A 13,439-nucleotide genomic window follows, 5' to 3' on the forward strand; every position below is an offset into this window, starting at 1 on the left:
TTATTGTTCCTCCTTAGCTAACAAATCCCATTGTGTAACATCAAAGCATGCGCTTCCATCTTCTGTAAATAATGATATTCCTGTGCTATCAGGTTGAGGGAAGATACGAGCTGTTAATACTTTACGACCATCATTAGCGAAAATTTCAATCGAAGAAGTATCTACAAATAGATGCAGTGTTACTGTGCCTTCATCTAGAGATAAGCTACAACTTCGTGTTGTTCCATATTCAAGCGCTAGAGGTTGACCGGATAATGAGCGATCTAGAGTTAATTTCTCTAGTTCCGGTTGATAATACAGAACGGTTTTTTCATTGTTGCCTACGCATAACTCTATGCCTATTCGGGTAGCTTGAATATCACTGATCTGAACAAGCATTTCATAATGTGCGCCTTGTATAGAAGATAGCAGATGGTGTTGATTATCCACTGTATGATTAACATGATAACGTTGTCCACGTAGCTGAGTAAGCTCTTGAACAGGACGTTGTCGTAGTTCCCCGTGTTCGATCGTTAATTCACGTGGCAATGTGAGACAGTGCGCCCATCCTTGATGATCTGTAGGATAATCAATCTCTGGCATACCTAGCCAACCAACTAACAATCTACGTCCATCCGGTGCAAGTGTCGTCTGTGGAGCATAGAAATCGAATCCATGATCTAACTCGCAAAAGTCTCCATGATCAAATTCACATGTGTTGAGATCCAAAGGAGTACCAATCATATAACCGGACTGATAAATATTTTGAAATGAATCTGCAAACGGTTCTATTCCTTGCGGTGAAAATAACAATATTCCTTGTTGGTTGAGTTCAAAGTAATCCGGGCACTCCCACATATAACCGAATGAAGGTAGGGATGTCTGTAATTCTCCTTGAAATGTCCATGTCTGTAGATCAGGCGAACGATACATAACCGTACACCCGGTATGATTGATTCGTTGAGCGCCAATGACACAGTAGTAATATTCTCCATCTTGCCAGACTTTCGGATCACGAAAATGATCACTATATCCATCGGGTACATGCTCGATCACAGGGGGTAGCTTTGAGATATGACCCTGTGTGTTCATTACAGCCATACATTGAAATGGATAACGCTTCCAATCCTTGTTACGCGTATTACCTGTATACATCAGATATAACAGATTGTCTTTTTCTATAGCGCTTCCAGAATAAGCTCCATGAGAATCATATATAGTATCAGGAGCAATCCCGATCCCTTGATTACGCCAATGAACCAGATCAGTAGAAGAAGTGTGATACCAGTATTTGATACCATGTTGTGTTCCTAATGGAAACCATTGATAGAAAAGATGATATTCTCCGTTAAAAAAGCAAAATCCATTCGGATCATTCAGTAGTCCAGCTTCAGGTTGAATATGAAAAGTCTGACGCCACGGGCTTTGATCGGCTAATACCTTCAGTGCTTCCCATTCTCCAACATCAGCTTGATCTAAGGTGCGATATAACTGTGTTCGACTCATTTTCATAAATTATTCTCCATCGCTATTGATATATTCTTTTTACGGAACCGGTTCCAATTTGAATTAAAAAAATACACCGGAACCGGTTCCAATGTATTATAAGTCGGTATTTAACGATTGTCAACGCTTTCTCGGACAATAAGTTCGCAAGTTGAAATCGTTGTTTTTTGAACAGAATCTCCATGAATCATCTGAATAAGGTTGGTAGCGGCTAACTGCCCGGCTTCTTTGTAGTGAAATTTGACTGTTGTCAAAGCAGGATGCATAATCTCTGTAATATCATAGTCACCGAACCCTGTAATCGATAAAGTAGTCGGAATATCAATCTGTCTGGAGAGGGCTGCTTTGAATACACCGATCGCTATATTATCAGTAGCAGCGACAACAATAGAAGGGTTCCATTGATCTAGCAGATCATTAGCAGCGATGACTGCTTGATCCATTCGAAAGCCTGATTCATAGTAACGGATATCATAATCAGTTGTGTGTTCAAAAGCTTGCTGGAATCCTAGTTTACGCTGGATACCTACTGCATCATCTTGTTCAGTCACCCCTAGATAAGCGATCTGGCGATGCCCTTTGGATAATACATATTTGCCTAACATATAACCAGCCTGACGATCATCATGAATAACACTATGTAACAGCGCGTCATCTTGACCAATAAGTACAACAGGGATATTGCATTTCGCAATAGCCTGGCGATGTTCATCTGTAATTTTGGTTGCCATAAACAGCAATCCCGAAATCTTTTGACGGGAAAATTCATAGATCGCTTCGATCTCACGAGCTGTTTCTTGATTAGCATTAGCAAGTAACATCTGGTACTGTTCTTGGCGCAAAGTATCATCAATACCTATTAACATTTGAGATACAGCAAAGGAATCTAGTCGCGGTACAATAATCCCGATAATACTTGTTTTTTTGGCTTTCAAGCTGCGAGCAAATGTATTAGGGACATAGTTATATTGTTTAATAATGCGTTCGATTTTTTCTCTTGTTTCGTCACTCACCGAGCCGCCATTCAGATAACGTGATACTGTACTTTTGGCAACACCGGCAGCTTGAGCAATATCGATAATCGTTTTCATAGCTGTAAGCTCCTTATAAAGATCCAAAATATTGAGATAGCTCATAAACAAATGATAGAACAAGCGCTGAACTGATTTATCAAGCAATGAAATGCTCTATCAAGTGATGAAATAATCTATAATGTGTATTCTGTTTATTATACATGAAAAAAGAGAGGTTCTTTAGATCAAAGAATCTCTCTACCTATAGATGATTCATACGTAAAATATTGGCGTAGTTGCTACCTATTTAAGTGATATGTTCACGCTTTGAGATCCGAAATTCTTTGGGTGACATGCCAAATCGAGAACGGAATACCCGGTGAAAATACGTATAATTTGCAAACCCAGAAGATTCAGCAACTTCTTCCAGTGGCATTGGACTAAATACAATTCGCTCTTGTGCCATATTCAGCCGAACATCAAGGGCATATTGCATAATCGTTGTATCAAAAGCTTCTTTGAACAAATGAACAGCCCGCGAAACACTAATTCCTACATACATCGCTACATCATCTAATTTGAACGCAGTAGACGCATTTTCTTCAATATAATTTTTGATTTGATACGCTAAATAGGTTTTTGGACCACTGCTAGGCTGTTCGGATAAATAACGATCGATCGATAAGCACAGAATTTTCATATAATAAGACAAAATCTCAGGATAAGGATCATCGATCCGTCTTTTTTCCATCGAAATCTGACGTAATAAATCAACGATATTATCACTAAGCGGAATTTTTATTTTAGCAGGTCGCTCTGTACGCTTCCACCATTTGTCTGCCCATTCACCACCGAAAAAGATATGATAGTCGCCGCTTTCTACCATAGGTAAGCCTGCCGCATTAGGCGTATAATCAATTTTTAGCTCATACGGTTCATCAGGTGCATACAGATGTAGATCACCTACTTCGACGTCATCCATACCTCCTTTGTAACGGAGCAAACAGTTTCCTTCGGTTTGAAAACGGAATAAGTAACTTTTGACACCTTCGGGCTCATTCATATAAAAAGGTTTTCGATGAAACGAATAACCTGCGGTGTAAACTTTACAAATTTCTCCACTTAATTCCATTAAAAATCCTCTTTTCAGCAACAAATTTAAAATTTGACCAAATAGTTCATGTTTTAATCATATTATTCATTTTAATTGAAACCAAATAGTAATACTATTGTAACGAGCTTATAAAACATCAAGATTACATCATCAACAAAAAAGGACAATGGTATGTATAAGTCCATCATACATAAAGGGTTTATCATAGCATTGCTAGATTGTCGTTATGCAGGGCAATCCTAGATATACTTATCACCAGAGGAAAAGCTTTTCTGCACCTAGAAAAACAGATGCCCAAAGGAGGATCACCTGTGGAACGAATGAAAGCTGGCTTAATCGGATGCGGTAACATCAGTGAGATCTATTTAGAAAATTTACAATCAAGTCCAGTTGTTGAAGTGGTAGCATGCGCAGATATGGTGATTGAGAAGGCTCAAGCAAGAGCTTCACAATTTAACATTGCAAACGCATTCACTCCGGAGGAATTATTTCAACAGGAAGATATTGAATTAATTATCAACCTGACGATTCCTGCGGCACATGCTTCAGTCAATCTGGCGGCACTAGCAGCAGGCAAACATGTCTATGCTGAAAAGCCATTTGCAGTATCGCTAGAAGATGGTCAACGTACACTGTTACGAGCCAAAGAAGTAGGTCGCCGCGTAGGCAGTGCACCGGATACATTTCTCGGCTCAGGCATAGAAACAGCGCGCAAAGCGATCGACGATGGATTGATCGGTCGACCGATTGCAGCTTCTGCTTTTATGATGAGTGGTGGGCCTGAATCATGGCATCCTGATCCTGAATTTTTCTATGCGCCAGGTGGAGGACCAATGTTCGATATGGGGCCTTACTATTTGACAGCATTAACAAGCTTGTTAGGATCGATGACTAGAATTAGCTCATCAGCCGGTATACAGATTCCTGATCGTCATGTTCATAGTGGTCCCAAAGAAGGTACGCCATTACGTGTACAGACACCTACACATCTGGCAGGAACGATCGATTTCGAAAACAGTGCAATCGTTACCATGATCACCAGTTTTGATATTAAAGGAGGCTCTCAACTGCCTCGGATGGAAATCTACGGTACAGAAGGTACATTAGATATTCCAGATCCTAACTTTTTTGATGGTGATGTTCGCTTAAGACGTGCAGGTTCAGAAGAGTTTGAGATTGTGCCTCCTGTATTTGAAGGAACTCGTAATGAACGTGGTAAAGGTCTGAACGAAATGGTAACAGCGATTCGCAACAATCAGCCTCACCGCGCAAGTGGTGAACTAGCATACCATGTACTTGAAGCGATGCATGCATTCCAACGCTCTTCATTAGAAGGCAAGCATGTGATTATCAAAAGTCGTGCAGGGTACAGACAAGGTAACAGCTATTAAATATCATCATCCTATACAACTATCATAAATTGTGGGAGTGAATGGAGCAATGGTTAAAGTTGGACTGCAATTATACACAGTACGAGACGATTTAGAAAAAGATTTTGAAGGTACAATTGCTAAAGTTGCATCGCTCGGATATCAAGGTGTTGAATTTGCCGGATTTTACGGACGTACTGCTAGTCAAATTAACGAATTACTCAAAAAACACAACCTTGAAGTTGTGGGTTCTCATACCCAATATACAGAATTATTACAAGATGCACAGTCTTTAATCGATTATAACAAAGAAATTGGCAATCGTTATATTATTGTACCATTCTTGTCTGAAGAGCACCGTAGTAACTGGCCAGAAGTTTTTGCTAATCTACGTAAGCTTGGAGAACTGTGCAATCAAAACGATGTAGTGTTGTTATATCACAACCATGAATTTGAATTTACTGAAAAATTAGGGGAACATACTGTATTTGATGCGATGTATACTGAAGTGCCTGCATCACTATTGCAAGTTGAATTAGATAGTTGCTGGGTACAGTATGGTGGATATGATCCTATTGAATATATTCAAAAATACGCTGGACGCTTACCGATTGTTCACTGGAAAGATTTCAAACGCACCGATAAAGGTGCACAGACGGTTGAACTTGGTGAAGGTGAAGTGCCTGTTGCAGCGATAGCCGATGCTACTGAAAAAGCAGGAGCAGAGTGGTTAGTCGTAGAGCAAGATTCATGCCTACAACCGCCTTTGCAAAGTATCGAGCGAAGCATCAACTGGGTGAAATCGTACGGTGCTAAAGGTGGAAAAGTAAGCGTGTAATCTAACTCTTACTGTTCAATCCTAATAATTGTACTAAAATGGATATAAATCGCAATTTAGGTGAACTTTATGACATGTTTCGACGTATTATTTAATAATAGAGCATTTACACTATTCTCAACTGTCTGATAGGACAAATACAGAACTCACCGTTCGCTCTATTGATTAGATTCAAGTGATAAGTTCACCAGATTGCATTCATAAAATTAACGAATGAAGCTGGAGGATGGACAAATGAAATTAGGCGTATTTATGGTATTGCTCAACAATATGAGCTTTGAAGAAGCATTGGATTATGTAGCTGAAAAAGGCGTTAAAATGGTAGAACTTGGTTCTGGCGGTAATCCAGGTAATGTTCACTGTAAGCCTGACGAATTACTTGCGGATGAAGGTAAGCTTAGAGCATTCAAGCAAGCGATCGATTCTCGTGGTTTAACGATTAGTGCATTAAGCTGTCATGGTAACCCTTTGCATCCGCAAAAAGCGATTGCCAAAGAATCCCATGAAGACTTTATCAAATCCGTTCAACTGGCACAAAAGTTAGATGTAGCGGTTGTAAATACATTCTCCGGTTGTCCGGGTGATAGTGATGATGCGAAATACCCGAACTGGCCTGTAGCACCGTGGCCGAATGATTTCCAGGATCTTATGAAATGGCAATGGGAAGAAAAAGTCATTCCATACTGGACAGAGAATGGTAAATTCGCTGCTGATCATAATGTAAAAGTTGGTTTGGAACTGCATGGTGGTTTCTCTGTGCATACTCCAGGTACACTATTACGCTTGCGTGAAGCTGCTGGTGAAGTGATCGGAGCGAACCTTGATCCGAGTCATATGTGGTGGCAAGGGATTGATCCGGTACAAGCGATTAAAATTTTAGGAAAAAATAATGCAATTCATCACTTTCATGCTAAAGATACGCTGGTAGATACCGATAATGTTAATATGCACGGCGTAACAGATATGCAAGACTACACCAAAATGCAAGATCGTGCATGGCAGTTCCGTACAGTAGGCTTTGGTCATGATAACAAAACATGGGCTGATATTATTAGCACGTTACGTCTAGTTGGATACGATTATGTTGTAAGTATAGAGCACGAAGATGGTCTAATGTCAGTAAATGAAGGTTTCACAAAAGCTGTCCATAACTTGAAGCAGGTTTTGATTGAGGAAGAACTTGGTGAGATGTGGTGGGTCTAATATAGAGGAGGAAGTTTTTTATGATTAATGTAACGGTCTGGAATGAGTTTGTACATGAGAAAATCCGTGATGATGTCAAAGCAGTATATCCTGATGGGATTCATACTGTTCTGGCGGATGGGCTATCGAAGGAAGGCTTTGCCTGCCGTACAGCTACACTCGATCAGCCGGAACATGGTTTGACAGAGTCTGTGTTGAATTCTACCGATGTGATGTTATGGTGGGGACATACAGCTCACGAATTAGTAGATGATGATATTGCAGAAGCGGTAGCAAGAAGAGTCAATGAAGGTATGGGATTAATCGTTCTTCATTCAGGGCATTTCTCCAAACCATTTAAACAATTAATGGGAACCAGTTGTGATCTAAAATGGCGTGTAGCCGATGAGCAAGAAATTCTATGGTGTGTAAATCCTACGCATCCTATCGCTCAAGGTGTTAACCCTTCAATCACATTGGATAAAGAAGAAATGTATGGTGAATTTTTCGATATTCCTGCTCCTGATGAATTGGTATACTTGAGCAACTTTGAAGGCGGAGAAGTATTCCGTAGCGGTTGTACGTATCGTCGTGGACATGGTAAAGTCTTTTACTTCCGTCCAGGTCATGAGACGTATCCAACGTATTACAATCAGGATATTATGCACATTATCTCTAACGCTGTACGCTGGGCGTATCCTGCAATAAATACACGTCCTGAATTCGGTCGCACAGAACCTACACGTGCACTTGGTAGTAAAGTAATGGCGTAACAGCTATACCAAACAAACTGAGTTCCAGACAGTATTAATCATAAAAAATAAATCTTTCAAAAGTACGCGTGTATGGTTAATAGCCTACAGGCGTACTTTTTTTGGGATTTTATCCAGCAAGATCGCTATTATACACTGATGAAAGCACTCTACCATGTAGATTAGTGATAGAAAGGAGTGCATGGATGTCTAAAGCACAGAGAGAATCACAGATTGGCAATGTTCCATTATCGCCAACACGAATTAGCGAATGTTTGGAGCGAGTAGCCGGACATCGGTTAGAAGGATTTTTAGGTGGTTATGGTAAATTTCCGGGTGGATTGATGATGGTAGGGGAAGCACCGGGAGCAAATGAGATTGAAAAAGGGATTCCTTTTTGTGGACAAGCAGGTAAAGTGTTAGACGGTTATTTTGATGCTTTGAATATTACAAGAAATGATCTATATATTACAAGTACTGTACGTAGTCGTCCATATAAAGACAAAATGATTCAAGGTAAACATACAGCCGAACGATCAAGCCGATCGAATCGTACGCCGACTTCGTATGAAGTATTTGCGTTTGCACCTATTTTGGATACTGAGATTGAAACGGTACAACCGCAAATTATTATTACGCTTGGCAATATTGCTTTGCAACGATTACTAGGCAAAGGATACCAAGTCTCTCAAGTTCATGGACAAGCACGGCGCAGTCATATTCAACAAGTCGATGCCGATCATATGGATCAGGGATATCATTGGTCAGAACAGGAATACTGGATTTTTCCTATGTATCATCCTGCGGCAGTATTGTATAATAGATCATTGACAACTATTATCGCAGAAGATCTGGTCATTTTGCGAGAATTGATCGATTTAACGCTACAATCATAATATAATGTTGAAAGATTGAGCATTAATCTGTAATTATGTAATGTTTTCGTTCTCTTTTCAGGTAAAATATGCTAAAATATATGTACTAACTAATCGTAAGTTAACATCGTAATATGATGAAATACGAGCTTATGACTATCCGATCCCGTGTTTCGGAACAATTGAAGAGGTGAGAGAACATGGAGCAACACCAGTTGGGATTATGTCCCCGTTTTGAGACCGCGTTTTCATTTTTAGGAAAAAGATGGAATGGTCTAATTATTCAATCATTAATGAGTGGTCCTAAACGTTTTAAAGATATTTCTAATCTGATTCCGATGATGAGCGACAAAATGCTATCTGAACGAATGAAAGATCTAGAAAGCAGTGGAATTCTGATTCGTCAGGTATATCCAGAGACTCCTGTTCGAATCGAATATGAGTTAACAGACAAAGGTCGTGCACTTAAGCCGGTTATGGAGCAGATTCAGAACTGGGCAGAGCATTGGGTAGAATAGTACGCTATGAATGAATCAAAAAAAGCTTTCCGCTATGAGTAACACACGGAAAGCTTTTTTGGTATCTTTAGTTGTCTAAACAGGTAAGTGTATAGAAGATACTGAATATTCATTAGATTCTGCATATTTCTTTAGGGCATAATTCACAGTGACATACTTCTTGTAAAGCTTCAAGGTCATGGATAATGATCATACCGTGCTCATATTCGATACTTTCTTTTTTACGTAGATCGCTAAGCATCCGGTTTACACTTTCACGAGTAGCACCAATCATATTCGATAAGTCGGTATGCGTGATTTTTTTGTTAATCAAAATAGAACCTTGATCATTGTAATCTTCACCATACGTATTGCTTAAACGAATCAATGTAGAGCAGAGTGCACCTGGTTTACCATATAACATCAAGTCGCGCACTTTAGTCTGAGTCAGACGGTGATGCGTTCCCATCCATTTCATAAAGTCGATTGCAAAGTCGCAATACTGACAGATCATTAATTCTAATTCTTTATGTTCGATCACAGCAACTTCTGTATCTTCTATTGCTTCTGCTGTAAATCCAAGGCGTGTACCAGAGAATGGGTCAGCTTGACCGATCATATCTCCTGCTTGATACATATATAGAATCAATTCTTTACCTTCATCGGTTGATTTCGTTAATTTAACGCGTCCACTTTTAAGGAAATATAATTTATCGGATAAATCGCCTTCCCAGAATAAATGAGATCCTGCTGCGATACTACGTTCTGTAGAATGGTTAAGTAATCGTTCCTGATTAATTTCCGAAAAGCATGCTGTATTATGACGTGGTTGAGTTTCTTCTAAAGACTTGTTCATTATTATTCGCCCCTTTATTTCAATTATACGTGAAATTAATCATAATGCATAACATTTTAGGAAAAAAATTGGAAATTAAATGATTAGTTAAATTCTACATTATATAGTAACAATGATGACTTACAAATGAAGAAAAGCTTCTTCATACTTTGTGATTAATTTCACTATTATCATACATCTTTTTATATTAAAATGCAAAAGGAAAAAATGAAATAGAATAAATTTAAAAAATAAAAATTGATTGTGAAAAATATCACATTATGATTTATGTCTCTATGCTATGATCAGTGCGTAGACAAAAGCAATACACATTCTGAGGAGGATGAGAGAAATGGCTGTAAAAAATGATGCTAGTCGCAACGTGGAATTGAGTGCACAGGAAGAAATTCAAAAATTAATTGATAAAGCTAACAAAGCGCACGCTGCATTTATGAATATGAATCAAGAACAAATTGATAACATCGTACAAGCAATGGCGTTAGCTGGTCTGGATCAACATATGTATCTTGCTAAACTGGCTGTTGAAGAAACAGGTAGAGGTGTATATGAAGATAAAATTATCAAAAACATGTTTGCTACTGAATATATATACCACAGCATCAAAAATGATAAAACAGTCGGTGTTATTGAAGACAATGATTATGAAAGCTTCCAAAAAATCGCTGAACCTGTCGGAATCATTATGGGGATTACACCTGTAACAAATCCAACATCAACAACGATGTTCAAATCATTAATTTCAATTAAAACACGTAACCCTATCATTTTCGGCTTCCATCCATCTGCACAGAATTGTAGTAAAGAAGCAGCTCGCATTTTGCTTGAAGCAGCTGTAAAACATGGTGCACCTGCAGATTGTATCCAGTGGATTGATGCTCCTTCAATGGACAAAACAAATGCTTTGATGAACCATCCTGATGTAGCTATGATCTTAGCTACTGGTGGTGGCGCAATGGTTAAAGCAGCATATAGCTGTGGTAAACCTGCACTTGGCGTAGGTCCTGGTAACGTTCCTGCTTTTATCGAGAAAAGTGCTGATCTACAACAAGCTGTTAATGACTTAATTCTTTCCAAATCGTTTGATAATGGTATGATCTGTGCTTCTGAACAGGCTGTAGTTATTGAAGAACCTGTCTATGAAAAAGTAAAAAAATTAATGATCGATAACGGTTGCTACTTTGTAACAAAAGAAGAAGCAGGCAAATTAACAAACGGTGCAATGAATACAGATAAATGTGCAGTGAATCCTTCTATTGTAGGACAATCTGCTGTAAAAATTGCTGAACTTTGTGGAATTACTGTTCCAGCAGACACCAAAATATTGGTTGCTGAACTAGAAGGTGTCGGTACGAAATTCCCATTATCTGCTGAAAAATTAAGCCCTGTGTTGGCTTGCTATAGAGTTAAAAATGCGGATCAAGGGATTGAACGTGCTGCACAAATCGTAGAATTTGGCGGTATGGGTCACTCTTCAGCTATCCATTCTAATAATGATGAAGTTATTCAAAAATTCGCTAACCGTCTACAAACTGGACGTATTATCGTGAACTCTCCTTCTACACACGGAGCTATCGGTGACCTTTACAATACTAACTTACCATCTCTAACACTAGGCTGTGGATCTTATGGTCGTAACTCTACTTCTTCTAATGTAAGTGCAGTGAATCTGATTAATGTGAAAAGGGTGGCTCGTCGTACTGTGAATATGCAATGGTTCAAAATACCTTCTAAAGTTTATTTTGAAAAAGGTGCAACTCAATACCTTGCTAAAATGCCTGATATTAGCCGTGTTGTGATCGTAACAGATGCGATGATGGTACAACTTGGTTATGTAGAAAAAGTACAACATTACTTGCGTCAACGTCAGACTCCAGTAGTTGTTGAAGTGTTCTCTGATGTAGAGCCAGATCCATCTACAGCTACAGTTGAGCGTGGTCGTCAAATGATGGAACGTTTCCAACCTGACTGCATTATCGCTCTTGGTGGTGGATCACCTATGGATGCTGCTAAAGGCATGTGGATGTTCTACGAATACCCTGATACTGAATTTGATAACTTAAAACAAAAATTCATGGATATCCGCAAACGGATTTACAAATACCCACATTTGGGACAAAAAGCACAATTCGTAGCTATTCCTACAACTTCGGGTACAGGTTCTGAAGTAACATCGTTCGCGGTTATTACAGATAAAGAAAAAGGCAACACTAAATATCCTTTGGCTGATTATGAGTTAACACCAGACGTAGCGATTATCGATCCTGAATTTGTATACTCTTTACCTCGCGTAGCTGTAGCTGATACAGGTATGGACGTATTGACTCATGCAATTGAAGCTTATGTATCTGTAATGGCAAGTGACTTTACCGATGGACTAGCGATCAAAGCGATTCAACTGGTATTCCAATATCTAGAACAGTCTGCTCTAACAGGCGACAAACTGGCTCGTGAAAAAATGCATAATGCTTCTACGATTGCAGGTATGGCATTTGCGAATGCATTCTTAGGTATTAACCATAGCTTGGCACACAAATGGGGTGGACAATACCATACAGCACATGGTCGTACCAATGCGATCTTGTTGCCACACGTTATCCGCTACAATGCGAAAAAACCAACTAAATTCGCATCGTTCCCTAAATATTCTCACTTTATCGCTCACGAACGTTATGCTGAAATTGCACGCATCCTAGGATTGCCAGCACGTACAACTGAAGAGGGCGTAAACAGCTTGATCAATGCTATTCGTGACTTGAACCGTAAATTAGGTATTCCAGAAACATTTGAAGCTTTAGGCTTTGATGCAAAAGACTTTGAATCTCGTGTCGATTACCTTGCTGACCGTGCATTTGAAGATCAATGTACAACAGCGAATCCTAAATTACCTTTAGTGACTGAACTAGCTGATGTATACCGCAACGCATTCTACGGTAGATTTGAATAAGTATACTTTTGAAATAGTAATCATGTAGATTGAAAAAAGGATCACTCCACAAATGCTTTTATAGCAGAGTCGTTGGAGATGATCCTTTTTTTCTTCTTATTTAAATGGTATCTCTAAAAATAGACTCTCAAGATACGCTGTTGAAAATAGAAAATAAAGCAAATATGGAAATTCACCTCATACAAAAGAACGATCTCCTAGTTTGCGATATGAGCAGAACTAATGAGAGTCGTTCTTTTATTCGTAGAGAGGAGTGATGCAATGTCCAACATTATTCTATAGTGTGTAGATAGAATAATACAGAAATAGTGTGATATATTTCGTTGTTAGAAGTCGTATATTCCGGTATTATGCTACAGTTATTTGTTGCAAAATCTTATGTATATTTTTGTATTAGTAGATTGATATTACTGTGTTTACGGCATAATCAGTTGCTCGCTTATGCTGTAAAAGGGTTTCTGAATATCTGTAATAGTTATTTTCAAAAGCTGTTATAGATACAGAATGTGATAA

Annotated in this window: 11 protein-coding genes; 7 read left to right on the forward strand and 4 right to left on the reverse strand. The window is 38.9% G+C overall.

Going from position 1 to position 13,439, the window contains the following annotated elements:
- The 3 genes from PQ460_RS08425 to PQ460_RS08435 form a co-directional block, all read right to left on the reverse strand.
- The gene (locus PQ460_RS08425; protein WP_274172344.1) at positions 1 to 1,491 is read right to left on the reverse strand and encodes a glycoside hydrolase family 32 protein; all 1,491 of its coding nucleotides are present in this window, start codon (positions 1,489 to 1,491) and stop codon (positions 1 to 3) included.
- A gap of 104 nt (positions 1,492 to 1,595) precedes the next feature.
- Positions 1,596 to 2,576: a LacI family DNA-binding transcriptional regulator gene (locus PQ460_RS08430; RefSeq protein WP_273612970.1), complete on the reverse strand. Its 981-nt coding sequence runs from the start codon at positions 2,574 to 2,576 to the stop codon at positions 1,596 to 1,598.
- Between the two features lie 229 nt (positions 2,577 to 2,805).
- The gene (locus tag PQ460_RS08435; protein ID WP_274172345.1) at positions 2,806 to 3,630 is read right to left on the reverse strand and encodes an AraC family transcriptional regulator; all 825 of its coding nucleotides are present in this window, start codon (positions 3,628 to 3,630) and stop codon (positions 2,806 to 2,808) included.
- A 293-nt stretch (positions 3,631 to 3,923) separates the two neighbouring features.
- Here PQ460_RS08435 and PQ460_RS08440 point away from each other — a divergent pair, with 293 nt between their 5' ends.
- The 6 genes from PQ460_RS08440 (at position 3,924) to PQ460_RS08465 (ending at position 9,147) form a co-directional block, all read left to right on the forward strand.
- Entirely contained in the window at positions 3,924 to 5,003 is a 1,080-nt protein-coding gene (locus PQ460_RS08440; RefSeq protein ID WP_273612968.1) for a Gfo/Idh/MocA family protein, read from the forward strand.
- 49 nt (positions 5,004 to 5,052) lie between these two features.
- Positions 5,053 to 5,820 carry a sugar phosphate isomerase/epimerase family protein gene (locus PQ460_RS08445; protein ID WP_274172346.1) on the forward strand — a complete coding sequence of 256 codons (768 nt, stop codon included), beginning with the start codon at positions 5,053 to 5,055 and terminating at the stop codon, positions 5,818 to 5,820.
- Between the two features lie 234 nt (positions 5,821 to 6,054).
- A complete protein-coding gene (locus tag PQ460_RS08450) occupies positions 6,055 to 7,023 on the forward strand; it encodes a sugar phosphate isomerase/epimerase family protein (protein ID WP_273612966.1) in 969 nt (322 codons plus the stop codon).
- Between the two features lie 20 nt (positions 7,024 to 7,043).
- Positions 7,044 to 7,775 carry a ThuA domain-containing protein gene (locus PQ460_RS08455; RefSeq protein ID WP_273612965.1) on the forward strand — a complete coding sequence of 244 codons (732 nt, stop codon included), beginning with the start codon at positions 7,044 to 7,046 and terminating at the stop codon, positions 7,773 to 7,775.
- A 185-nt stretch (positions 7,776 to 7,960) separates the two neighbouring features.
- Complete coding sequence (locus PQ460_RS08460; RefSeq protein ID WP_273612964.1) at positions 7,961 to 8,650, forward strand: uracil-DNA glycosylase; 690 nt, start codon at positions 7,961 to 7,963, stop codon at positions 8,648 to 8,650.
- Between the two features lie 179 nt (positions 8,651 to 8,829).
- Positions 8,830 to 9,147, forward strand: coding sequence for a winged helix-turn-helix transcriptional regulator (locus tag PQ460_RS08465; protein ID WP_273612963.1), 318 nt, complete (start codon positions 8,830 to 8,832; stop codon positions 9,145 to 9,147).
- A 112-nt stretch (positions 9,148 to 9,259) separates the two neighbouring features.
- On the opposite strand, the gene PQ460_RS08470 is transcribed toward PQ460_RS08465, so the two are convergent.
- On the reverse strand, positions 9,260 to 9,982 hold the full coding sequence (locus PQ460_RS08470; RefSeq protein WP_273612962.1) for a Crp/Fnr family transcriptional regulator: 723 nt from the start codon (positions 9,980 to 9,982) through the stop codon (positions 9,260 to 9,262).
- A gap of 331 nt (positions 9,983 to 10,313) precedes the next feature.
- Here PQ460_RS08470 and adhE point away from each other — a divergent pair, with 331 nt between their 5' ends.
- Positions 10,314 to 12,926 (forward strand): bifunctional acetaldehyde-CoA/alcohol dehydrogenase, encoded by a 2,613-nt coding sequence (adhE, locus tag PQ460_RS08475; RefSeq protein ID WP_273612961.1) that lies wholly within the window; start codon positions 10,314 to 10,316, stop codon positions 12,924 to 12,926.
- Positions 12,927 to 13,439 lie beyond the last annotated feature (513 nt).

Origin of the sequence: Paenibacillus sp. KACC 21273, from assembly GCF_028736095.1 — a bacterium.
In the GTDB taxonomy this organism is placed as follows: Bacteria; Bacillota; Bacilli; order Paenibacillales; family Paenibacillaceae; genus Saccharibacillus; species Saccharibacillus kyungheensis.